Annotated in this window: 18 protein-coding genes and 1 pseudogene; 12 read left to right on the plus strand and 7 right to left on the minus strand. The window is 54.6% G+C overall.

Annotated features, from left to right (window positions below):
• Positions 1 to 122: 122 nt before the first annotated feature.
• Positions 123 to 1,223, plus strand: coding sequence for an alpha/beta fold hydrolase (locus HRQ63_RS08795; RefSeq protein WP_172242040.1), 1,101 nt, complete (start codon positions 123 to 125; stop codon positions 1,221 to 1,223).
• A gap of 83 nt (positions 1,224 to 1,306) precedes the next feature.
• Here HRQ63_RS08795 and recQ read toward each other — a convergent pair whose 3' ends face one another.
• Positions 1,307 to 3,253, minus strand: coding sequence for a DNA helicase RecQ (gene recQ, locus HRQ63_RS08800; protein ID WP_172242043.1), 1,947 nt, complete (start codon positions 3,251 to 3,253; stop codon positions 1,307 to 1,309).
• Positions 3,254 to 3,855: 602 nt separating this feature from the next.
• Here recQ and HRQ63_RS08805 point away from each other — a divergent pair.
• On the plus strand, positions 3,856 to 4,293 hold the full coding sequence (locus tag HRQ63_RS08805; RefSeq protein ID WP_172242046.1) for a carboxymuconolactone decarboxylase family protein: 438 nt from the start codon (positions 3,856 to 3,858) through the stop codon (positions 4,291 to 4,293).
• A 217-nt stretch (positions 4,294 to 4,510) separates the two neighbouring features.
• Positions 4,511 to 5,491: an RluA family pseudouridine synthase gene (locus HRQ63_RS08810; protein ID WP_172242049.1), complete on the plus strand. Its 981-nt coding sequence runs from the start codon at positions 4,511 to 4,513 to the stop codon at positions 5,489 to 5,491.
• A gap of 138 nt (positions 5,492 to 5,629) precedes the next feature.
• Here HRQ63_RS08810 and HRQ63_RS08815 read toward each other — a convergent pair whose 3' ends face one another.
• The 3 genes from HRQ63_RS08815 to HRQ63_RS08825 form a co-directional block, all read right to left on the minus strand.
• Entirely contained in the window at positions 5,630 to 7,273 is a 1,644-nt protein-coding gene (locus tag HRQ63_RS08815) for a hypothetical protein (protein ID WP_172242052.1), read from the minus strand.
• Between the two features lie 27 nt (positions 7,274 to 7,300).
• Positions 7,301 to 7,783, minus strand: a complete 483-nt coding sequence (locus HRQ63_RS08820; protein ID WP_172242055.1) for a hypothetical protein — start codon at positions 7,781 to 7,783, stop codon at positions 7,301 to 7,303.
• A gap of 128 nt (positions 7,784 to 7,911) precedes the next feature.
• Positions 7,912 to 8,556 (minus strand): cyclodeaminase/cyclohydrolase family protein, encoded by a 645-nt coding sequence (locus HRQ63_RS08825; RefSeq protein WP_172242058.1) that lies wholly within the window; start codon positions 8,554 to 8,556, stop codon positions 7,912 to 7,914.
• On the opposite strand from HRQ63_RS08825, the gene HRQ63_RS08830 reads away from it, so the two are divergent.
• The 4 genes from HRQ63_RS08830 to HRQ63_RS08845 all read left to right on the plus strand — a co-directional run bounded on the left by HRQ63_RS08830 (position 8,555) and on the right by HRQ63_RS08845 (position 11,669).
• Positions 8,555 to 9,082: a hypothetical protein gene (locus HRQ63_RS08830; protein ID WP_172242061.1), complete on the plus strand. Its 528-nt coding sequence runs from the start codon at positions 8,555 to 8,557 to the stop codon at positions 9,080 to 9,082. The genes HRQ63_RS08825 and HRQ63_RS08830 overlap by 2 nt on opposite strands.
• Entirely contained in the window at positions 9,079 to 9,381 is a 303-nt protein-coding gene (locus HRQ63_RS08835) for a hypothetical protein (protein WP_172242064.1), read from the plus strand. The genes HRQ63_RS08830 and HRQ63_RS08835 overlap by 4 nt, the downstream gene beginning before the upstream one ends.
• A 74-nt stretch (positions 9,382 to 9,455) precedes the next feature.
• Complete coding sequence (locus tag HRQ63_RS08840) at positions 9,456 to 10,457, plus strand: Gfo/Idh/MocA family protein (protein WP_172242067.1); 1,002 nt, start codon at positions 9,456 to 9,458, stop codon at positions 10,455 to 10,457.
• Between the two features lie 135 nt (positions 10,458 to 10,592).
• Positions 10,593 to 11,669 carry an FAD:protein FMN transferase gene (locus HRQ63_RS08845; RefSeq protein WP_172242070.1) on the plus strand — a complete coding sequence of 359 codons (1,077 nt, stop codon included), beginning with the start codon at positions 10,593 to 10,595 and terminating at the stop codon, positions 11,667 to 11,669.
• An 84-nt stretch (positions 11,670 to 11,753) separates the two neighbouring features.
• On the opposite strand, the gene HRQ63_RS08850 is transcribed toward HRQ63_RS08845, so the two are convergent.
• A complete protein-coding gene (locus HRQ63_RS08850) occupies positions 11,754 to 13,682 on the minus strand; it encodes a bifunctional 2',3'-cyclic-nucleotide 2'-phosphodiesterase/3'-nucleotidase (protein ID WP_172242073.1) in 1,929 nt (642 codons plus the stop codon).
• 370 nt (positions 13,683 to 14,052) lie between these two features.
• Here HRQ63_RS08850 and HRQ63_RS08855 point away from each other — a divergent pair, with 370 nt between their 5' ends.
• The 4 genes from HRQ63_RS08855 to phnE (HRQ63_RS08870) all read left to right on the plus strand — a co-directional run bounded on the left by HRQ63_RS08855 (position 14,053) and on the right by phnE (HRQ63_RS08870) (position 17,652).
• Positions 14,053 to 15,018, plus strand: coding sequence for a phosphate/phosphite/phosphonate ABC transporter substrate-binding protein (locus HRQ63_RS08855; protein ID WP_172242076.1), 966 nt, complete (start codon positions 14,053 to 14,055; stop codon positions 15,016 to 15,018).
• Positions 15,019 to 15,215: 197 nt separating this feature from the next.
• Complete coding sequence (phnC, locus tag HRQ63_RS08860) at positions 15,216 to 16,007, plus strand: phosphonate ABC transporter ATP-binding protein (RefSeq protein WP_172242079.1); 792 nt, start codon at positions 15,216 to 15,218, stop codon at positions 16,005 to 16,007.
• Positions 16,004 to 16,858, plus strand: a complete 855-nt coding sequence (gene phnE, locus HRQ63_RS08865) for a phosphonate ABC transporter, permease protein PhnE (RefSeq protein ID WP_172242082.1) — start codon at positions 16,004 to 16,006, stop codon at positions 16,856 to 16,858. The genes phnC and phnE (HRQ63_RS08865) overlap by 4 nt, the downstream gene beginning before the upstream one ends.
• Entirely contained in the window at positions 16,855 to 17,652 is a 798-nt protein-coding gene (gene phnE, locus HRQ63_RS08870) for a phosphonate ABC transporter, permease protein PhnE (RefSeq protein WP_172242085.1), read from the plus strand. Before phnE (HRQ63_RS08865) ends, phnE (HRQ63_RS08870) begins: the two co-directional genes overlap by 4 nt.
• Before the next feature lie 673 nt (positions 17,653 to 18,325).
• On the opposite strand, the gene HRQ63_RS08875 is transcribed toward phnE (HRQ63_RS08870), so the two are convergent.
• Complete coding sequence (locus HRQ63_RS08875) at positions 18,326 to 19,552, minus strand: ATP-binding protein (protein WP_229714146.1); 1,227 nt, start codon at positions 19,550 to 19,552, stop codon at positions 18,326 to 18,328.
• A 104-nt stretch (positions 19,553 to 19,656) separates the two neighbouring features.
• A pseudogene (locus tag HRQ63_RS08880) lies at positions 19,657 to 21,094 on the minus strand (RtcB family protein).
• Between the two features lie 481 nt (positions 21,095 to 21,575).
• Here HRQ63_RS08880 and HRQ63_RS08885 point away from each other — a divergent pair.
• Entirely contained in the window at positions 21,576 to 22,673 is a 1,098-nt protein-coding gene (locus HRQ63_RS08885; RefSeq protein WP_172242091.1) for a M24 family metallopeptidase, read from the plus strand.
• Positions 22,674 to 22,817 lie beyond the last annotated feature (144 nt).

Here is a 22,817-nt window from a genome sequence, read left to right on the forward strand (position 1 = left end):
CTCATTCCGATTCGATCAACCTGCTCAAAAGCGGGTATACATCATCTAAAGGCATTGATTTCGAAACACTTGATCTCCAGCAAAAATCGGACCTATTCGAACTCAGGGAGGGACGACATGTTATGTTATTCAACCGATCGCGATTACAGTCGACTTCGGCTCGTCTCGAGCCCAAGCGCAAAAAAATAACGGCACCTTTCAAACCCAGACGTCAGCCCGTTAACCGCTCTCAACCCCATGAAACGGAAATGGAACGAACTTCGTTCTTCATGTTGGGCGGCACGGACGATGTCTCGATCTGCGTTAATGTTTGGCCGATTTCGAACCCGAAAGCCATCGTTCAGATCTCTCACGGCATGGGCGAGAACGGCGCAAGATATGTCTCGCTCGCCGAAACGTTGAACGCTGCCGGATACGCCGTATACGCGGGCGATCATCGCGGACACGGACGTACGACGGGCAGCACGCCGGCCGGACCGCTGCGCCAAGGTTACGCCGGGCCTGACGCGATAAACGGAATGTGCCGCGATTTGCTGACGGTTGCCAAAGAAATTTCTCAACGTCATCCAGGTATCCCTATTATCTTGTTGGGGCACAGCATGGGCTCGTTTTTGACTCAAAAGCTGATGACCGACAACCCGTCGATGTATCAGGGGTTCATTCTGACCGGCAGCAGCGGACCCCGTGCGGAAATGCCTCTTCGGGTCGGCCGTGCTCTGGCTGCTGCCGAAGCGCGGGTGCTGTCTCCCGCTTTTGCCTCACCCGCCTTGAATGCCCTCATATTCGGTCCGTTCGGACGGGGACTCGGTCCGCGCCGTACATTTTTCGACTGGTTATCCCGCGATGCGGAAGCCGTGGATGACTTTATTCGCCGCTATGGGGGAACCTTATTCAGCTGCGGATTCTTCCGCGACTTTTTCCGGCTGCTGCTGGAAATTCAAAAGCCGGAACACGCCAAGCGTCTCGACCGATCCAAACCCGTATTGCTTTGCTCGGGCGAACATGATCCGGTTGGCGGCACGGAAGGTCTGGCTCGTTTAAAAGAATTCTACGAGTCTGCGGGAATCGATGATCTGGAATGCCGACTGTATCGCGAAGCCCGGCATGAACTGGCTTTCGAGACGAACCGCAGCGAAGTGACCGAGGACTGGATCGGTTGGCTGGATCGCCACTTTTCCCAACCCTCCACCCGCCAATCCGCACGACTTGAAACAAATCGGTAACCGCCGCTTATTTTACGCATCAAAAAGACCTCAACGTTCGCTTTTACACGGACATTGAGGTCTTCTTTGTATGGATATGCGAATTACGTCTCATAATCCTCATAGTAAGCAAATAGATTCGAAGCATCCTCGGGCGGCGCTTCCATCTCATAATACCCGTCATCCGAGCCTCCGCCGCTTTCCGCTTCGCCTTCGCGATTTTGGAAAAACTCCAGGAACGGCTGACCGTATTTCCGATATTTGACCTCGCCCACGCCTTTGATCCGCAGCATTTCGAACTCGGTTTTCGGCTTATGGACACTCATTTCGCTCAAAGTCGCATCGTTGAAAATGATATACGACGGCACATGCTCTTTGGAAGCCAGCTCCCGGCGGATCAGACGAAGCTGCTCGAAAATGGTCACTTCCATCGCCGAGAGTTTTACTTCCGCGCGCGGACGGCTGCTGCGCGATCCGGACGACGACGCGGCGAACGACGCTTTGCGAGCTTCGCGCTGGAACACCTGGCGGCCGCCTTTGAGCACTTCCGTGGCTAGCGGACGCAGCTTCACGACCGGATACTGTCCTTCGGTCAGCTCCAGATACCCTTCCGATGCCAGCACATTGATCATATCGACGATTTCTTTTTCCGTTTTGCCGTTCAACATGCCGTACGTCGACAGTTGATCGAACTTGTATTGCAGCACTTTTTTGTTCCGCGATCCCTTCAGCACGCCTGCGACCATCGAAGCGCCGAACCGCTCGCGCATCCGGTAAATGCAAGAGAAGATCTTTTGCGCATCCACGGTAATATCGATAATCTCGCGGTCGTCTCGGCAAGAGCTGCACGTTCCGCACGGCTCGTCGCCATGTTCTTCCCCGAAATAATCGAGTTGCGCGCTGCGCAGGCATCGGGTGGTATAGCAGTAATCGACCATGAGCTGCAGCTTGCGGTATTCGTTGTGACGTCGTTCTTCCTCCTGTCCGTTTTGCTCGATCAGGAACTTTTGCACCACGATGTCCTGCGCGCTGAACAGCAAGATACATTCGCTCGGCTCGCCGTCACGGCCCGCACGACCGGCTTCCTGTACATAGGCTTCCATGTTTTTCGGCATGTTGTAGTGGATGACGTAGCGGACGTTGGACTTATCGATCCCCATCCCGAACGCGTTGGTCGCGACCATAACCTGCACATCGTCATATAAAAAGGCTTCCTGCGCGCTTTCGCGTTCGTCGTCGGTCATGCCCGCATGGTAACGTCCGGCGGCCAATCCCTTCATCGACAATTGCGAATACAGCTCGTCGACTTCCTTGCGCGTCGCGGCGTAGACGATCCCGGCTTCGCTGGCGTGCGTTTTGGCATAGTCGTAAATGTATTCCTTTTTGTTCTCGCCCCGTAACACGGAAAACGCCAGATTATCGCGACCGAGTCCGGTGACGAACATATTCGCTTCCTGAAGCTCAAGCAGCCGGACGATATCGTCCATGACCTGCGGCGTCGCCGTTGCGGTAAACGCGGCTACGGTCGGACGAAGCGGCAGCGAATCGACGAACGGCGCGACGGATAGGTAACTGGTCCGGAAATCGTGCCCCCATTGCGATACGCAGTGGGCTTCGTCGACCGCGACGCAATCGATGCGCAAATTCGCCATCTCGCCTCTGAACCAGTCCAATTCCAGACGCTCCGGCGCGACATACAACAGCTTCAGCTCGCCGCGCTGCGCCGCGCGGATGCGTTCGTTCACTTCGCGGCCGCTGAGCGTGCTGTTAATGTACGCCGCCGCGATTCCGTTCGTCACGAGCGCGTCCACCTGGTCTTTCATCAGCGAGATCAGCGGCGAGACGACCAGCGTCAGTCCGTCCATCATGAGCGCCGGAATCTGGTAACAGATCGATTTGCCGCCGCCCGTCGGCATGATGCCGAGCGTATCGCTGCGCGTTAGCAGGCTTTCGACGATTTTCTTTTGCCCTTCGCGAAAATCCGGATACCCGTAGTATTTCTGCAGAAGCTCGCCGGCCTGCTCCATTAATTTGTTTTCTTCGATAGCCATTATGCAAAACTCCTTAAAGGGAATGCCGCAGTCGACATCCCCGTGTATTCGTTGCTTTCCAAGTGGCTTGTCTCACTTCAATAGCAGGTTTACGTTCGGCTGAAACGCGCACGACTCTAGCGCGATTCAGCCGAACGTAACCTTACATCTACTTGAGACAAGCCCCAAGCGCCCGGCTGGAAGTCCGTCTCAATGTGGAAACTTCGGCAAGGGTGGCGCGATCAAGCTGCTTGCCCGATCGGCGCACGGGACGCGTTCTTTCTATATTTTACCGGGCATCGGGCATTGGGGCAACCGCTGAATGCGAACGAATATTCTTTTTTTGAAAAAGCCGTCACAACAAAAGACGGTGTTTTGTCTTATGGATCGACAAGGGACAAAAGTTCCTGTTCGTTGAGTAAGCTGGACGGCTGCGGGAGAAATTCGTTCAAGACGCTGTCTCACTCGGAAATTTGGGGTTGGAATACTTTCCAATCCCAAATTTCCGAGTTCAAAGGCGTCTTTCACTGAATTTCTCCCTCCGCCTAGCGCTTCGCTGACGGACAGAACTTTTTGAAATGTCGATCGATTCGACAAATTTAGGATAAGGGTGATTAAAAGATATGGAACAGAGAATGAACATGCAGCAGGTGCTGCCGGACGTGTATAAAAAAATGATGGAACTTGAAATGGCGATCGGGGCTGCGGGAATCGATAAGACGATTTTGGAGTTGGTCAAGATTCGGGCTTCGCAGATGAACGGGTGCGCGTTTTGTTTGAATATGCATACGCAGGATGCGCGCAAGCTTGGGGAGACGGAACAGCGGATCTATGTACTTCCCGCATGGCGCGAGGCGCCGTTTTTCAACGATGGGGAACGGGCGGCGTTGGCGTTGGCCGAAGCGGTTACCCGATTGGACGGTCACGGTGTGCCGGATGACGTGTACGACGAAGCGACTCGGCAGTTCGGACGCGAAGGTACGGCGAAGCTGATCATGGCGTTGGTCGCGATTAACGGTTGGAACCGGATCGCGGTATCGACCCGGCTGATGCCGGTTTAACGGACAGATTGAAGAAAGATACCTTGATACGGAATCGAGTTTCGTTCAGCGGGCAGCCTGTCCAATTGGAAATGGCTGTCCGTTTTCGTTATTCCTAGCCTTTTGGCGGCGGCTCTGGTATAGTGGATTCGGCGAATCGCGGCTGTGCAAAAAGGTTTTTGCGCGTCTCCCGCGCTTGCGCCGAGATCCTTTTTCCAAGAATGGAGTTCATCCGATTATGGCTTATACGAATAAACGTCCCGGGGGCAAGAAGCGCCCTCCCGGCGTCGCAAAAGATACGTCCTACGCCGCACGCGAACAAGCAAGAAGAGAAAAAGCGGACGCTCAATCCCGCAGTTTTACGGTCAAAGAACCTGCCGAGCTGCTTGCTTTCCTGTTGGAAGCGATGAGCGGCACGGGCCGCAACTCGGTCAAGTCGATCCTGTCGCACGGTCAGGTTCGCGTGGACGGCGTAGCCGTCACGCGGCACAATCATGAATTGCAGCCCGGACAAACGGTGGTCGTGGGCAAAGAGCGCGCGAAGCCGAAAGCGAGACTTACCGGACTGCGCATTTTGCATGAAGACGACGATGTGATCGTAGTACGCAAAGAAGCGGGACTGCTGTCGATGTCTTCTTCCCGCGAGGAAGACAATACGGTCTACCGTCAATTGATGGGTCATATCCGGCTGACGGACCAGCACGGTCGCCTGTTCGCTCTTCAACTGCTGGAAAAAGACGCTTCCGGCGTCATGCTGCTTGCCAAAAACGAAGCGGCCAAAGAAGCGATTCTGGAACAGTGGAGCAGCGGCACGGCCAAACAAGCCTACACCGTTCTCGTTGAAGGCAAAGTGAAACGCGAAGCGGATACCGTGACTTCCTGGCTGCGCGAAACCAAGACGCTCAAAATGTACGCCAGCCGCAAAGAAGGCGACGGCTTGCACGCGGTGCTGCATTATAAGCTCCTTAAAGCCGCCAGCCAAGTCTCTCTGCTCGAAGTCACGACCGACACCAACCGCAAAAACCAGATTCGTGCCCAATTCGAAGACATCGGCCATCCGATCGTCGGCGACAAGAAATACGGTTCGACGCTGCGCAATATGGGTCGGCTGGGTCTGCACGTTCACGAGCTAACCTTCGTTCACCCGACCAGCGGCCGCACGACCAAGTTCGAGACGGAAGTGCCGAAGACGTTCTTGGCGCTGTTCCAGGAAAACTAAGACTCGATAAGAATAGATTAAGGCCCCCGACCTCTGCGAAAAAGCGTAGAGATCGGGGGCTTTATGCTTGACGACGACTTTACGCCGGATATAGACAGGGATGAAAATCGCGTCCAGGCTGTATCGGGTCTTGCTTGTTTAAACGAGGTAATCCCCGAATCCGACCGCTTGCCCGTCGATCCGCGCCAGCGTCGTGCCATCTTCGCTCACAGCCAACTCCAGTCGACGGCTATGCAGGCTTCGATAACTCGCGCTGCCTCCGCCTTCACCGAAAATTGGCGCACGCTCGCGCATCAGCTCGGCAAAGCCTTCCAGATCCTCGATATCCAGGCTCTCGGCTTCTTCCACGCTTGCCGCTTCGATCACGACGGCGTTGGACGCGCCCGTGCTGCGCACGCTCACCCGGTCTTCCTGCTCGTCGGCTTCGTAACCGTAACGCAGGAATACTGCCAGATACACGCCTCCGACCAGTCCGAACAAGGCTTGCTCGTCTCGTATCCATTCTCCTTTGGGCAGAACGCCGACGATACCCGGATCTTGCCCTTCCGGCACCGGATACAACGCCATGACCACGCTGCGATCCGGCAAAATGCGCGTATACGGACTTTCATGGCGCAGATCGCCTTCGCCGTACCCTTCGCCCGGATGGATGAAATACGCTTGGTTGACGCTGCTGCCCAGTTCGTAGGACAACGGAAGCGTCACGTCCCAGCGATGCTGTTCGTTATCGAATTCTTCCGAGCGCTCCCACATCCCGCCTGCCGCATACGCATCGGTCAGATACGTGTAACTATGCAGTTCGCGGTCCGATCCGTCTTCAAGCGGCTTGAGCACTTTCTTTTTGACCTCGACGGGCACGAGACGGTCCATCGCCGCAATCCGCGCTTCTTCCGGCGCTTCGTAAAACAGGAACCCCGCATATTCGGCGCGAACCAACTGCGGCGGCAAACGGAAGTCTCCATACTGCAAATAATCGAATCCGACGTTGCCGTCTTTCGGCGCATCCGCGGACAACCCCCGCGCGTGCGGTCCGGCCCAAGCGCCTCCGATATAGTGCAGCGAACGCTCGCTCCATAAATAATCCAGCATGCTGTTCAGATCGGCCGTAATGTCCGCATCATCCAGCAGCAGCCGAGCGCATGCAAATGCCTGTACCCAGTGCCAGAACCAGGGCTGCGAACCGTATTCGTGCATGCCCCGATCGCGAACGCGCGCAAGCAAAGCTTTAAGCGAACGGCGTCCGTCTTCCAACAGCTCGTCATCGCCGTAAAACGATCCGAACAACAGCTTGGCCGCCGTATATTTCGCTTCGTGATGCCCGTATTCCCGCAGCGGTTTGTCATAAAAACGACTATCGTACACGGCTTTAAGCGCCACTTCGAAAGCCGTTCGAAGATCTTCCGGCAATGTCTCCCCGCTCCGTTCGGCAAAATACAACATCAAACTGCCCATCAGCTCAACCGGAAGCGGGTGCGGCGATGCCTGCTTCGGATCTTCACCGAGTGCCAAAGGCCAATGACCGTACGTCTCGCTTCCTTCCCGCCGATCTTGAAGCTCCAACACAAGTCCGAGCACTTGCTCCGCCGTCGCCTTCGCCTGCTCGCGATCAAAACGAACGCGAATGTCCGGGTCCAGCGAAGCGGCATGCAGATACGAAGCATAATAAAAATTGTCGCGGATATCGTCATGAAACCATAGACCGCTCGGCAGACGCTCGCGCGAAGCGGCCTGCGCCGCGACTTTCCCGACAAGTTGACGACTTCTTTTTTCCAGACTCAGCATATTACCGATTCCAACTCCTTTTCCATACTAACGGCTGCTTCGTTTCGGCTTGAACTCCCGCGCGCATGCTTCCAGCAAAAAGCAAAACGAACGATTCTGTCCCAGCATAAAGGAAGATAGATCATAACGATGATGGGCAGGCTCGTAGGTAACAAGCAGCCGACGCCCCATCCGCTGCGTTGCATAGTCAATAAACTTCTTTGCGGATTCATTTTCCAACAAAATCACGTACGCATATAAGGAATGTTCTTCCGGCTCGTCGAGCGGGCTTACGCCTGCGCAGGAGAATTCGGTGACGATGCCGGCCGCGTTTAACAGCTTCAAAGCTTCCAATAACTCAATATCTACCTCAACACCATCCAGCAGACCGACCTTTTTCGGAAAAAGGCGAATCTTTTCGCGTTCCGCCCAGCGTCCAAGCTCCGTTCTGCGACGGTTCCATTGTTCGGCGGTCTGACTGCTGATGATCATTTCTTCCGGAATCGCTTGATCCGGTTGTCTGTCTTCCATGATGCTCGCTCCTTCCGCAACCCGAAGACCGGCAGGCCCGATCACTCCAACCTCCGGTCCGATCTTTCCATTATGCCATTCCTGAAGCGGCGGCGCCATCGTCCCGGGTACAAGAGATCCGATCTTCTTCAAGACTCCGATTGCTGCTGCGCCTCTTTTTCCATTGCCTGCATCACCTCGTTCAAAGCCAGCTCTTTCAAGCGTTCGGCTCGAAGCATCAACCGATCCGCCCGATCGCCGTAATCTTCGCGCGCACGCTTATCGCTGCACGCGGGCAGATTGATCCGGACGGTCAAGTAGGCCGAACGAACCGCCGCTTCGAACATGACCACTCCGATTCCCAGATCCGACAGCACATGTTCGCGGGTGGCTTCGGCGATTCCCCGGGCGCTTCGAAGACCGCGCACGCCGACCTCCATCAGCTCCAGCGGAACTTCGATCGTCCTTTTGACGGCATGGATCAGCGATTCGTCTTGTTCCGACTCCGCTTGTTCGCTGACCTCGATGTATTCGGCGAAACCGCGTATATCCGCCTTCATCAATCGCTCGCACTCAGCCGCGATTTCTTTCATTTCCCGCTCCGCGTCGTCGATGTATTCGCGCTGCTCGGACGTGCGCTGACGATGCGACAGCTGCGCGGCCATCGATGTCATCGCGGAACCCAGGGCAGCCGCAAGCGCCGATGTGCTGCCTCCGCCCGGCGTGGCTTTCGCGCTTCCCGCTCGTTCTACGAATTCGCGAATGGATAACTCCCAAGGAGATTGTTCATGCATGATCCCTCTTCCTTCCTCTGCGTGGTTTTTTATGCCGATCTTGTTCTCTGTTCATTACCCCGATTTTTGGTCGCCTACTGGAAACGATTGTCTGGTCGAGTTGATTGCTGCTTCAATCCGCTCTCTGTTGATCGCCCTGATCCCTCGCACCTTTACCGTGACGGTCGCTCCCGATTACCGGCTTGTGCCCGACGGCCGATTGGATAAGCAGGCTTACGGCGAAAACATTCGAAGCTTTGCCGCAACCTGTTTCGAAAACGGTTCACTCGGCACTACCCGTTACGGCGAGCCTGTAGGTCCCGTCGTCGTCAAAGCGCTGCTTCTCAGCTTGCCCGTGATCGCAGGCGCGCTATCGGTCGGATTCCTGCTGCCGGTTGCACGCTGGTATCTGATCCATCACCCGATCGGCGGCATGCGTTTTCTCGCCCGCGAAGGCTGGGAATCTTTGGAGATCGCGATGGCGGCCGACTTCGGCCGTTTCGTTTATTCAAAGCGTATTACATCCCCGCGCTTCTGCAGGAGATGATCGTTCATTTCTGCCTCGACCTCGGAAAAGTGCTCAGTCCGATCGGACAGCTCGGCGTATTGGCCGCGTACTTGAATCCCGGATCGGCGGAAGCGGGAATGAACAACGATTTCGAATTCGTCAATACCGCGCACGACTGGGGCTCGATGATCTCCGATCATTTGCCGGATTTGAAATTCGGTCACTTCGGATCGATCATGGTGCCCGTGTTCGCGATCGTGTACGCGTTGCTGGCGTTCAGTTTGCTCGGGGAAGGACTGCGGAGAAGGTTCAACGCGATCCAAAAAAATGAATGCTAACTTGACCGTTCATGTTATGATGGACATTAATGTTATCGGATTTTTCAATACGTGGACTGGGAGTGGATTTATTCATGATTCGATTCGGAATGATCGGCACGAATTTTATTACGGAACGCTTTATCGATGCGGCGCAGCAGGCGGAAGGACTGGAACTGACTGCGGTGTACTCGCGCACGGAAGATCGCGCGCAGGAGTTTGCGAACCGTTACGGGATCGGGCTTACTTTTACGGACCTGGATGAAATGGCCGCTTCGGACCGGATCGACGCCGTTTATATCGCCAGCCCTAATTCGCTCCACGCCGAGCAGGCGATCTTGTTCCTGAAGCAAGGCAAGCATGTATTGTGCGAAAAGCCGATGGCTTCCAATGCTCGGGAAGTACGCGACATGTTTGCTGCGGCTCAAGAAAGCGGCGCCGTGCTGATGGAAGCGGTTAAGACGACGCTGCTGCCTTCTTTCGCGCTGCTGCGAGAAAACCTGCACAAGATCGGCACGGTTCGGCGTTATTTTGCCAATTACGGCCAGTATTCGTCCCGTTATGACGCCTACAAGGAAGGCATGGTGCTGAACGCGTTCCGGCCCGAATTCTCCAACGGCGCGCTGATGGATCTCGGCTTGTACTGTATTTATCCGATGGTACTGCTGTTCGGCAAACCGGAAGAGGTCAAAGCAAGCGCGTATATGCTGGAGTCCGGCGTTGACGGCGAAGGTAGTCTGCTCGCCCGCTACCCGGATATGGAGGGCGTCGTGACTTTTTCAAAAATTACCGATTCGCATGTCCCGTCGGAGATCCAGGGCGAGCTGGGCAGCATTCTGATCGACAAGATCAGCGAACCGCGCAATGTGCAGATCCGTTATCGGGACGGCAGCGTGGAAGATCTCAGCGAACCCGCCGGCAAACCTGTAATGACTTACGAAATTCAGGAGTTTGTCGACGTGATCCGTTCAGGCGCAAGCGAGTCTTCCGTCAATTCGCACGCGTGTTCGTTGGCCGCAGCCGAAGTCATGGAAGAAGCCCGTCAACAGTTCGGTCTTGTCTTCCCTGCCGACCAAAAATACTCGCAACAAAAATAATCAAAAATTTGACTAATTTTCGCAGCATGCCGCACCGTTTCTTAAGGTATGATGAATGTGAGGACTTTCACGTACTTTTTTTCCGTAAAAGGTACCCTGATGAAAGCTCCATTCTAACGGGACGGTGACTTCACGATGTGGAAGCATGCAGGCAAGACAATAAAAGCGGCAGCGGCGGTTCTGACCCTCGCGGCCGTGCTTAGCGGATGCGGACCAGCCAAAGACGGAGCAGCAACAGCGGCACAGACAAATTCCGATCCAATCTCGGCAACTTTCTATGTCTATGATACGGTGGCAACGATCAAGATCTATGACGAGAAGGCAACAGAGCAAAACATAGACGAAATCCGTGATCTGTTGAGCAAAATCGACCTGGAACTGAGCCGGACGAATAAGGACAGCGATCTGTACAAGGTCAACGCCGCCTCCGGCAAAGAAGCGGTTAAGGTCTCGCAAGGAACATTCGACGTAGTGAAGCTTGCGCTATCTTATGCCGAAGAGACCGACGGATTGCTTGATCCTTCGATCGGCCCGCTGATTAATCTATGGGATATCGGACATGAAGGCGCGAAAGTGCCGGATAAAGATGACCTGGAAACGGCTCGCAAGCTAACCGACTACCGAAAGGTCGTTCTCGACGAAGCCAACTTGACGATCAAGCTCGAAGAACCCGGCATGGTGCTCGACCTGGGCTCGATCGGCAAAGGATATGCGGCTGATCAAGTAGCCAAGTATATGCACGATCACGATCTGAACAGCGCTTTGATCAACCTCGGCGGCAGCAGCATCAACGCGGTCGGCGGCAAGCCGAACGGCGCGGATTGGAACGTCGGCCTGCAAGATCCGGTCAAAAGCCGCGGCAGCCAGCTTGGAACGGTCAAGATCAACAACGAGACGATCGACTCCTCGGGCGTCTATGAACGATTCTTTATGGAGGACGGCATCCGGTACCATCATATTCTTGATCCCCGTACCGGCTATCCGACGCAAAACGGCCTGATGAGCATCACCATCGTCAGCGACAACGCAACAGACGCCGATGCGCTCTCCACCGCTGCTTTCGTGATGGGATTGGAAAAAGGCATGGCCTATATCGAGAAACAGCCCGACGTTGAAGCTTTCTTCATCATGGACGACAACAGCATCCATGCAACGAGCGGCTTGAAGGATCGAATCAACCTGACCTCCGATTTGTACCATCTGACTGACTGATTGATCAGCGAGTTTATATGAAAAAGGCTGCCGACATCGTTTATTCGATGATCGACAGCCTTTTTATGATAGGCAAAAATAATTCTATTCCGATTCTTTGGCCGTCCATTCAATCTCGAACCGCGCGAATCCGCCTTCGGCCATTCCGCCAAAGCTTACGCCTGCCGGCATGCCCGCTTCACGCGCATCCGGCGAAGACAGCAATTCGACTTTCATCCCTGCCGGTAGTCCGACGATTTTCCAATTGCCATCCGCTCTGGGCGTGAGCACGCCGGAATCGCGAATGTAATCAGTGAGAATCTGTCTATTTTCATCCGGCGAATCGAGCACGACCCGTTGACCGTCCGGATTGGCAATCGGCGTCGAAAAAGCACGGTAGTTGTTGGTGGCGATCACGAACTTCTCTTCGGCTTCGACCAGGCGACCTTCGTAACGCAGGTCTCCGATTCGCTCCGATTGCGGATTCACGAGTTCGCATGAAGATGAATATTTAGCCGGCTGCGTCACATTGATCGTATACGTCACGCCGTCGATGATATCGAAGTTGAAGGAAGGGAAGTCCGGGTCGATCAACGGTTGGCCGTTTCCGCCTTGCGGATCGATCGTCAAGAACAGTCCTGCCGCCCATTCCAGCCATTCTTTCAACTCGGCTCCCGTCAATAAGACGGCGCACAACGTATTCGGATAATTATACAAATCCGCGATATGTTTCACAGCCAGCGGGCCAGCAGGAATGTTCGTATAATACGAGGGACCGTAACGTCCGCCCGTTTTGAACGGCGCGCCCGCAGCAAGCATCGGAAGATCCGCGTAAGGCGATCCTTGAAGTTCTTTTTTCAAATACCACCGCTGCGCGTCATTGACGATCTGCACCGAAGCACTGTCTTGAATCAAAGCAAAGAAACTGTCGATCGGTTCGGTCGTCTCGCCTACCGCGGTTCGGATATAGGTCAGCGTGCCTTCATGTCCCTCGCGCACGGCTTCCGCGGTCTCAGCGTCCGTACGCACGAGCGACACGGCTTTGGACGCATCGAAGACCGGACGTGCTTCGACGTGAAAATCAGACACTTTCCAACCTTCTTCGCCCAAAACCAGCTCCAAATCCACGACGCCCAGATGGTCGCCTGCGTAGCCCGCTTCGACAGCCGGAACTCCGTTGATCGAACCTCGCTCCAGATCGACCCCCGTTTTCCCCTCAAAAGCCGCACTCGGAAACACCTTATGCGCATGGCCGAACAAAATCGTATCCACGCCCGGAATTCGGCTGAGATGCAGTACGGCATTTTCCGTCATCGGGGCTTCTGCGACGTCCTCATAACCGCAGTGAGCCAACAGTACAATCAAGTCGGCTCCTTCTTCTTTCAGCTTGGGAACAAAAGTCTTGGTCGTCTCGACCATGTCTTCCGCTCGCAGCCTGCCTTCCAGATTGGCTTTGTCCCAACTCATGATCTGCGGGGTGACCAATCCGATCACGCCGACTTTGATCGGGTGGGAATTGCCGTCCTCGTCCTCGATCGTGCGCTCCAGCAGCAGATAAGGCGGAAGGTAATGCGAGCCTTTCGGAACATTTTCACCATCGAGATACAGATTGGCATTCGTATAAGGGAAAGCGGCTCCTTCAAGCACCTTGTCCAAATATTCCAATCCGTAGTTGAACTCATGGTTGCCCAAGGTTCCGGCGTCATAACCGAGAGCATTCATCGCTTGATAAACCGCATGGATGCCGCCGCTTGCGTCAAGTCCTCCCGAAGCCATATAGTCACCCATCGGATTGCCTTGCAGCAGATCGCCGTTATCGAACAACAGGACATTCTTCTTCTCCGCTCTCGCTTGCCGGATCAGGGCTGCCGTCTGCGCGAATCCGTACTCCGATACCGGGCGGTCTCCGTAATAATCATAATTCATCATATGGACGTGAAGGTCCGTTGTTTCCAGTACCCGAAGGCTTGCTTTAATATTCAGTTTACTCTCCTCCAATATGTAAGCTAAGATAACGCAACTTCTTTTCCGCATGCTTTTAACATTTTTTTCCGTGACTTTTTCAGATAAAACTCGTGCAATTTTCGTTTTTTGTGGTACTATCTTTTATGAAGATTAATTTACCGCTGGTAGTTAGTGAAAAAACAAAACATTAACTAACATATGGCGCGCAAATGTTCGCTTCTCGAAACGTTCATCAGGAGCGTACCTCTCGTTTCCGACTTGATTAGAATGACATTTAACCATGTTTTTCGCAAGAGTGGGACTTGTAATTTTACGTAGGTTTAACAAAAATCGTCCTCCCACTTTACTCAGTCTCAGGAAAATGCTGGTACACTTCTTTTTGTCGGCTTCGGGCCGCGGAGATTGCAAAAACAACATATCGATCAAGGGGGAAAAGATTTTGTTTAAGAAAGTACTTACGATCTGCATGTCTCTTGCAGTGACGGCGAGCCTGGCAGCTTGCGGAAGCAGCAGCAACAACGCATCGGGCGGCACGTCCACGGATGCGGGTACCGCTCCGGCGGCTGAAGGCTACGCGCCTACAGAATTGACGGTACAATTCGTCCCTTCGCAGAACGCGGAAACACTCGAAGCCAAAGCGAAACCGCTTGAGAAACTTCTCGGCGACGAGCTGGGCATTCCGGTAAAAGTCAGCGTATCTCCTAACTATAACACGATCATCGAAGCCATGTCCGCGAAGCAAGTCGACGTAGGCTTCCTACCTCCGAACGCGTACGTTCTGGCTCACGACGTAAGAAAATCGGCTGATCTGCTGCTGCAAGCCCAACGTTACGGCGTTGAAGAAGCGACAGGCCAACCGACCGAAGAAAAAGTAGACTTCTACAAATCGCTGATCCTCGTTAAAAAGGATTCCGGCATCAAGAGCCTGGAAGATCTGAAAGGCAAAAAAATGGGATGGCAGGACGTTACGTCTTCCGCAGGTTACGTATTCCCGGCCGCTGCCATGGTCAAAGCAGGAATGGATCCGGGCACGGACGTTCAAGGCGTAACGCTGAAAGGCCACGACCAAGCGGTACTGGCTCTGCTGAACGGACAAGTTGATGCGGTTGCGGTCTTCCAAGACGCTCGCAACACCGTTAAAGGCGACATTCCGGACGTGTTCGACCAAACCGAAATCCTGTTCGCTACGGATCCGATCCCGAACGACACGATCAGCGTGCGCAGCGATATGACGGACGAGTGGAAAACAAAGATTTCCGACGCGTTCATCGCTCTGGGCAACGATCCGGAAGGTCAAAAAATCATCAACGACGTGTACACGCACGTCGGTTACGAAAAAGGCGACGATGCGAACTTCGCAATCGTGCGCGAGTCGGCCGAAGCTGTCGGTCAAAAGATCGAATAGTCATCTTCACCAATTAAGGGGCTTTATGGTATAGTTTTGACAAAACCATTTCTTGTGCGCCCTCTCCATTTTTCCATGCAGCGCCGCTTGCGGTTTTTACAGCCGCAAGCGGCGCTGTGCGGCGTTTGGAGAGTGGACGAATCTGACCGGTTCCTCTCTGACAAACAGAGAAGGCAAGCCGGAGAAAGCGGGCAACGATGATTGAATTTAAAAATGTAGTCAAGCAATATCCCAACGGCACGATCGGCCTCAATAACATTAACCTCACGATCAACGAAGGCGAGTTTGTCGTCATCGTCGGTCTGTCCGGCGCAGGTAAGTCTACGCTACTACGGTCGGTTAACCGCCTGCATGATATCAGTTCGGGCGAAATCCTGATCGACGGAAAATCGGTAACCAAAGCGAGCGGCAAGCAGCTCCGCCGGATTCGCCGCGATATCGGCATGATCTTCCAAAGCTTCAACCTCGTGAAACGCGCAACCGTCATTCGCAACGTGTTGTCCGGCCGCGTCGGTTACCATTCCACGTTCTCGACGATGTTCGGTTATTTCCCTAAAGAAGACCATGATATCGCGTTGGATGCGCTCAACCGCGTGAACATCCGAGAGAAAGCCTACACGCGTGCCGACCAACTGTCCGGCGGCCAGCAGCAGCGCGTCTCGATCGCGCGCGCGTTGGCTCAAAAGCCTAAAGTCATTTTGGCCGACGAGCCTGTCGCTTCCCTCGACCCGTTGACGACCCGTCAAGTCATGGACGACCTGCAGCGCATCAACCGCGAATTGAAAATTACGACCATCGTCAACCTGCACTTTATTGACCTGGCTCGCGAGTATGCCACGCGCATTATCGGTCTGCGCGCAGGCGAAGTCGTATTCGACGGCCCTGTGTCCGAAGCGACGGATGCCAAATTCTCCGAAATCTACGGACGCCCGATCAACGAAGACGAGCTGCTGGCAGCCGACGCTCCGAAAGGAGGAGTCACGGTATGACACCCGCTCCTACGCCGGAAGCGGCGGCGAGCGGGGCACCGACTCCTCCGCCGTCCAAAAAGCCGGCGCCTACTCTGGATTCCAAAGGCCCGCAGCGCTATAAAGCGCTGGTCACTTGGATATTGTTCATCGGCGTACTTTATGTCTGCTTCGTCGGAGTAGACGCGGACTTCCTCGCTCTATTCAGTGAAGGCGCCCGCGAAAATATGGGCCGGATCCTCGGCGAAATGCTTCGTCCGGATTGGAGCTATGCTTCGCATATCTGGAAACCGATGGTCGAAACCGTGCAAATCGCGATCGCGGGCACGATCATCGGCGCGGTCCTTGCCGTTCCGGTAGCTCTTCTTTGCGCAGTCAACATCATGCCCAAGAAAATCGTTTCGATTCCGGCTCGCATGGTACTGAACCTGGTTCGTACCGTTCCCGACCTGCTGTTCGCCGCGATCTTCGTTGCCGTTTTCGGGATCGGCGCGTTCGCCGGCATGCTGGCGCTCGTGTTCTTCTCCTTCGGTCTCGTAGCCAAGCTGACTTACGAAGCGATCGAAGCGATCGATCCGGGTCCGCTCGAAGCGATGACGGCGTCCGGTGCCAACAAAATTCAATTGATCGTTTTCGGCGTTATCCCGCAAGCCCTGCCTTACTTCTTCTCGTACGTGCTGTATACCTTCGAAGTTAACGTTCGGGCAGCTGCCGTGCTTGGTTTCGTCGGCGCGGGCGGTATCGGTCTTCACCTCGACCAACAGCTCAACTCGCTGCGCTATGACCGCGCTTCGACGATCATCCTGTTGACGCTGGTCATCGTGCTTCTGATCGACTACGCGAGTACTTACTTACGGAGGAAATTGCTATGAACCAATCCGATCCTTCCAAATCCCGTTCTTCTTTGATCCGTAACTGGATCGTCGGCGCGGGCATTATCGTGTTGTTCGTTTGGTCGCTGTCTTCGCTTCAATTCGACGGCATTCAAGAATACGGCGCTCAGGTCATGAAATCGATCTGGGACGGCTTCACCCACCCGGACTGGGATTACGTCTACATGCCGGAAGGCGAGGATTTGCTGCGCGGCCTGCTGGAAACGCTGATTATCTCGATCCTCGGTACCTTCATTTCGGCATTCCTGTGTATTCCGTTCGCATTCTGGGCTTCGAGCAACATGAGCCGTCTGGGCATCGTATCGGGCAGCGGCAAGTTCGTTCTGACCGTGATTCGCGTCTTCCCGGAAATCATCATGGCGATCCTGTTCATCGTGGCCGTAGGCCCCGGCGCATTCGCCGGCGTATTGGCGCTCGGCGTCCACTCGATCGGCATGTTGGCCAAACTGTACTCGGAAACGATCGAAGCCGTGGATAACGGCCCTCGCGAAGCGCTGGTTGCCAGCGGCGCGAGCAAACTGCAAGTACTGCGCTTCGCGGTGCTCCCGCAGGTTATCCCGCAGTTCATCTCGTACGCGCTGTACCGCTTCGAGATCAACATCCGTTCCGCAACCGTTCTCGGCCTCGTCGGCGCAGGCGGCATCGGTACCCCGCTGATCTTCGCCCTGCAAACCCGCAACTGGAGTCGGGTCGGAATTATTCTGCTCGGCATCGTGGTGTTGGTCATTATTATTGACCTCATTTCCGGGTGGCTGCGTCGTCGGATTATCTGACGTTGACTTTGGATGCGGGGAGACGCGGCTGCGGGAGGGATTCGTTTCGGTCGCGTGTTGCCTTTGGGAAGCTCGATTGGATTTATAACAAGGAAGCTTCCCAAAGGCAAAGGCGATCGCTAACGCTCCTTCACTGAATCCCTCCCTCCGCCGCTGCTTCGCAGCAAATTCTTTTTTTAGTAAGAGGAGCCGAATCTTAATTGGATTCGGCTCTTTTCTTTTGTAGTTTTATCTTTCCCTATTCCCTGTTTTCTGCTTATATTGTCGGTTCCCTTCTTTCTTCTGCCTTTTCTCTTGCCCTTCTCCTGCCCTCCCCTCAAAGCGTTCCTGTTTGAGGGGCTTTTGTTGTCGATGAAATCCGACAACCAGGAAAAGGCGGTGCGGCGGAGGGGGATGTTCAGTGAAGGAGCTGAAGCATTTCGAAGAAATCCACTTCGGAAGCATATGCTGTGTTCGCCTTTGCCTTTGGGAAGCTTCCTTATTCAAATCCAATTCCAGCTTCCCAAAGGCAACACGCGACCTAAAGCCTTTCTACAGAAAGGCACATCGTAAGAATACGCTAATGAACCCCCACCTGCAGCGCACCTCCAGCCTTTTCCCCCGCACCAAGGTTGTCGTATTGAGTCCAACAAAAAAAGCGCCCCGAAATGCTCGGAACGCTTTTTTTCTTCTATTATAACTGGAAACCGATCCCGCCGTTTTTGGCGTCCATCCAGCTGCCTTTTTTCTCTTTGTTCATCTCGCCGCCCATGGAGCGGACGATGGCGGCGATATCAACCTCGCCCTGCTCGTTCCATTCCAGAGCCGCCGAGACATACAGTTCGCCGAGCTGGGCCATGCTGAAGCCCTGGGTCAGCGCGATCGCGCCTTCGAACGCTTCCGCGGATACGAAGTCCGTCAGTCCGCGGCGTTCCAGGAAGATCCGGCGCATGTCTTTGTCGGGCAGCGTGATTTCGTACGAACGATCGAAGCGTCCGGCACGGTTCATCAGGCCCGGATCGATCTTTTCCGGATAGTTGGTCGTGCCAATCAGGAAGATGCCTTCTTTCGATGTCGCGCCGTCCAACGTGTTCAGGAAGAACGAACGGACGCCTTGAGGCATGGAGTCGATATCCTCGATTACCAGTACCATCGGCGCCAGACGCGCCGCGGTCTCGAAGACCTCCTGCACCGAGCCGCTGGACGTGTATTCCGTGATCTGCCAGTAAGCGGCCGGACCCGGCACGCTGCCCGCGATCGATTTCACCAGCGTCGTTTTGCCGTTACCCGGGCGGCCGTAGAGCAGAATGCCCCGTTTGAACGGAAGATTATGCTTGCGGTAAAAGCTGCGGTCCGAGGCGAAGAACTGATCCAGCGAGCGGTAGATTTCTTTTTTCAGCGGCTCGGGAAGAATGACGTCGTCACGCGATACGGCGCGCGTGATCGGCTCGCTTTCCCGCTGCATGCCGTTATTCGTATCGGTGAACACCGTAATCCGATCTTGCTCCCGATTACGCTGGCGAATGCGAACGCTGCGCAGGAACTCGCTGATCGCTTCGTCTCCTGTCGCAAACACGAAGTCTTCGCTATAAATGCCGTGCTGACGGAACATCGGAATGCGGGCCAGGGCAACGCCCTGATCGGCATACACGAACACATTGTTGCGAATCGCCGGATGAATCGTGTATTCCGGCGTAAGGCTGTCTTCGTCGTAGGCGAACGTGCGACCTTCGATCCCTTCGTAGATGCGGCCTGCGCACTCTACGTCGGGCGAACCTTTTTTCACGTCCTCTTCAAGCAGATCCCAGTAATCGTTATTTCCGTCATCGCTCGCGTACAGCGTATAGGTCACGCCGTATCTCTCTTCCAGCATCGCTTCGATTCCCCGCGTTACGCGGGCATACGATTCGTATTCGGCCATATTCACGTTGCCCGGCTCATACGCTACGATGGTTCGTTCTTCATTGGCCGGAATATCGATTCCCGCAATTCGCAGGCCTTGATCCGATTGTACTTTTCGTTCCATTAAGATTTCGCCCCTTTCACTGCCGCAAGCGGCTTGCATTTGGCTACGACGGAAGCAAGTCCTGCCCCCGTCACGCTGTTGATAATTCGATCTACGTCTTTATAAGCTTGAGGCGATTCATCCAAAATGACGCCCAGCGAATTGTGGTTCACGATCACTTCTTCTTCGGTTCCGACCTTCAGCGCCGCCGCGAACTCGTCCACCGTCACCAGCTTCTTCGTTGCGGTCCGCGAACGCGTACGTCCTGCACCATGGCAGATCGAATGATAATTATCCGCCCCGCTCGGCTCTCCGACCATAATATAGGAAGACGTGCCCATCGATCCGGGAATCAGCGCCGGATGCCCGGTTTCCCTATAAACGTCGGGGTTGTCCAGGTGACCGGCCGGAAGCGCGCGTTGCTCCTTTTCGATGCACGAACCAATCTTGCCCGCCGTGTTGTTCGTCCCAAGCGTAATTGTGCATCAGGTCGTATAAAATATTCATTTCGAATTCGGAACCGAATACGTCGAGAAAAGCTTCACGAATGGCAAAAGCGATCAAATGACGGTTCACCACCGCCACGTTCAACGCCGAAGCCATCATATTGACGTATCGATCGCCTTCCGGAGAATCCAGCGGTGCGAAAATGAGTTTGGGATCGGCGGTGCCTAGTCCCAAACGCGTCATGGCCCGGGCAGCCATCGACGTATAATGCTGACTGACCATCGCGCCCCAGGCACGGGAACCGGAATGGATCATCACGACGACCTGGCCGTCGTACATGCCCCATTTCTCCGCAAGCTCCCTGTTTTCTTCGGAGATCTCCAAATACTGAATTTCCGCAAAATGATTGCCGCCGCCGAGCGTACCCAGCTGACGTAATCCTTTTACCCAATAGTTGTTGGCCACGGCGTTCAACTCTTCCGGATCAAAGTCGAAACGCGCGCGCTCCACATGGGTCAAAGAAGGCGAACATTTGGCGGACACGCCGTCAGGCAAATATTTGTTGGGTAGTCCTCTGAGTCCTTTTTGCACGATATTTTCCATCTTCAAATCGGAGAACGGACTGCGCTTATGGGCTTCCATCGGCAAATATTTTTCGATCCGGTTGACCAGCTTGCGGCGCAAACGCAAATCCTGAACATCGCTGCGATGCAGGTTCGTCAAATGCACGCGCATGCCGCAGCCGATATCGCTGCCCACGATCGACGGGGACACGATTCCGCCGTCTTTGTTCCATACCGCCGTCGTTCCGATACAAGTTCCGACTCCGACATGCACGTCCGGCGTGTAGCCCATATAACGGATATCGGGAATTTGCAGATTGCGTTCGGCCATATCGAACACTCTCGGGTCGAGCTGCGCAAACATTTCTTCGTCGGTATACACATGGACATGACCGGAAGCAAGCTGCACTTGTCGATAAAAAGAGGAGTTCGTTGTTGTTGGGTTCATTGGGTTTAAATTTGACATAAAGTAAAAAATCCATTCCTTCCTATAGGGCAAATCGAGTATTTTTGAAAAAAAGCATAACAAAAAACCGCGAACTTTCCGTCCGCGGTTATGCCGGCATAGATGGATGGAAATCAAAGCCGCGCATACGCCATCCGTCGCGAAAGTGAGAATTCCGCAAAGATGGACTGCGCCGCCAGAACCATTCAAGCCAAACCGTACCCGTCGAGGACAGTCAGAACGAAAGACGTCTGTTCAGTTTTCAAATGAGCCTTCAAACGATTAACGACCATCATTGCTGCCATCCTCCTTTGCCAAATAGTAAACTTATCATAGCCTTTTCTCTTGAGCGCTGTCAACCCTAATACTGGAAGCCCTTCTTCTTTTTTTGGCCGCCGGCTGAATAATGGACTATAATAGACAACGTAAAGGCTGCGAAACGGAAGCCGAATAGGATGCAAAAACGAACAGGAGTGAACCCTTCATGAACGATCAACGTTGGAACAAAATCAGAAATCATATGGACGAACACAAGCTCGACTGCCTGCTGATCACGGAACCGAAGCATGTCGGCTATCTGACCGGCTTTTTCTCGAACCCGCATGAACGTTTCCTGGGGCTTGCCGTTCCGAAAAACGATGAGCCGTTCCTCGTCGTGCCTGCCCTGGATCTGGAAGCGGCCAAAGCCGTATCGTCCGTATTGACGATCCGCACGCACAGCGATACCGACGACGCGTATGCCCTGCTTCAAGGCTGGCTCGGAGGCGGAAAAGGCATCGTGGGGATCGAAAAAGATCATTTGTCCGTATCGCGTTTCGAACGCTTGAACGCCGTGCTCGGCGCATCAAGCTACGCGGACGTCGGCGGCGTGCTGACTGCGCTTCGCGCCGCCAAAACGCCGGAAGAAATCGAGAAGCTGCGCCGTGCCGCACGTCTGATCGAAGCGGTTCTGACCGAAGGCTTGAAGCACGTGCGCGTAGGCGCGACGGAAATCGAGATCGTGGCCGAGTTGGAGTATCAGATGAAAAAGCTGGGCGCGGAAGGTCCTTCTTTTGATACGATGGTGCTTACAGGCGACAAAACGGCTTTGCCGCACGGCAATCCGGGTAATCGCAAAATTCAATCCGGCGATATGCTGATGTTCGATATGGGCGTGTATCTGGACGGTTACGCCTCGGATATTACGCGCACCTTTGCCGTAGGCGAACGTCCAAACGACGAGTCGGTCAAGATTTACGAAACGGTGCTGGCGGCGAATCTGGCGGCCATCGCGCAGATCCGTCCGGGCGTTACGCTCGCTTCGGTCGATGCGGCTGCGCGCGAAGTGATTACGGAAGCGGGTTACGGCCCGTACTTCATGCACCGTCTGGGTCATGGACTCGGCATGGACGTGCATGAGTATCCGTCGGTGCACGGAGCCAACGAAGAGCTGATTACGGAAGGCCTGTGCTTCACCGTCGAGCCGGGCGTGTACGTCGCGGGCGAATGCGGCGTGCGGATCGAAGACGATATTATCGTGACTGCGGACGGCGTCGACGTGCTGACCACGTTCCCGAAGGAACTCGCGGTAATCGGCGGCTAATCCTTTTTTAACGCGAAAAAAAGCCGGTTTCCGAGCATTGGCCTGATTCGGTCAGATGGACGATGACGTCATTCTGATCCAAACAGGCGGCTCGGGAACCGGCTTTTCGCGTTGCATTGCGTTGATTTCGGGCTCTTGATGGGC

The organism is Saccharibacillus endophyticus (genome assembly GCF_013185185.1).
Classification (GTDB): Bacteria; Bacillota; Bacilli; order Paenibacillales; family Paenibacillaceae; genus Saccharibacillus; species Saccharibacillus endophyticus.

What these genes read in the sequence shown, in the direction of transcription:
- HRQ63_RS08795 (WP_172242040.1), top strand. Translation starts at nt 123, where the DNA reads ATGTTATTCAACCGATCGCGATTACAGTCGACTTCGGCTCGTCTCGAG.
- recQ (WP_172242043.1), bottom strand. Translation starts at nt 3,253, where the DNA reads ATGGCTATCGAAGAAAACAAATTAATGGAGCAGGCCGGCGAGCTTCTG.
- HRQ63_RS08805 (WP_172242046.1), top strand. Translation starts at nt 3,856, where the DNA reads ATGGAACAGAGAATGAACATGCAGCAGGTGCTGCCGGACGTGTATAAA.
- HRQ63_RS08810 (WP_172242049.1), top strand. Translation starts at nt 4,511, where the DNA reads ATGGCTTATACGAATAAACGTCCCGGGGGCAAGAAGCGCCCTCCCGGC.
- HRQ63_RS08815 (WP_172242052.1), bottom strand. Translation starts at nt 7,273, where the DNA reads ATGCTGAGTCTGGAAAAAAGAAGTCGTCAACTTGTCGGGAAAGTCGCG.
- HRQ63_RS08820 (WP_172242055.1), bottom strand. Translation starts at nt 7,783, where the DNA reads ATGGAAGACAGACAACCGGATCAAGCGATTCCGGAAGAAATGATCATC.
- HRQ63_RS08830 (WP_172242061.1), top strand. Translation starts at nt 8,555, where the DNA reads ATGATCCCTCTTCCTTCCTCTGCGTGGTTTTTTATGCCGATCTTGTTC.
- HRQ63_RS08825 (WP_172242058.1), bottom strand. Translation starts at nt 8,556, where the DNA reads ATGCATGAACAATCTCCTTGGGAGTTATCCATTCGCGAATTCGTAGAA.
- HRQ63_RS08835 (WP_172242064.1), top strand. Translation starts at nt 9,079, where the DNA reads ATGATCGTTCATTTCTGCCTCGACCTCGGAAAAGTGCTCAGTCCGATC.
- HRQ63_RS08840 (WP_172242067.1), top strand. Translation starts at nt 9,456, where the DNA reads ATGATTCGATTCGGAATGATCGGCACGAATTTTATTACGGAACGCTTT.
- HRQ63_RS08845 (WP_172242070.1), top strand. Translation starts at nt 10,593, where the DNA reads ATGTGGAAGCATGCAGGCAAGACAATAAAAGCGGCAGCGGCGGTTCTG.
- HRQ63_RS08850 (WP_172242073.1), bottom strand. Translation starts at nt 13,682, where the DNA reads ATGCGGAAAAGAAGTTGCGTTATCTTAGCTTACATATTGGAGGAGAGT.
- phnC (WP_172242079.1), top strand. Translation starts at nt 15,216, where the DNA reads ATGATTGAATTTAAAAATGTAGTCAAGCAATATCCCAACGGCACGATC.
- phnE (WP_172242082.1), top strand. Translation starts at nt 16,004, where the DNA reads ATGACACCCGCTCCTACGCCGGAAGCGGCGGCGAGCGGGGCACCGACT.
- phnE (WP_172242085.1), top strand. Translation starts at nt 16,855, where the DNA reads ATGAACCAATCCGATCCTTCCAAATCCCGTTCTTCTTTGATCCGTAAC.
- HRQ63_RS08875 (WP_229714146.1), bottom strand. Translation starts at nt 19,552, where the DNA reads ATGGCCGAATACGAATCGTATGCCCGCGTAACGCGGGGAATCGAAGCG.
- HRQ63_RS08885 (WP_172242091.1), top strand. Translation starts at nt 21,576, where the DNA reads ATGAACGATCAACGTTGGAACAAAATCAGAAATCATATGGACGAACAC.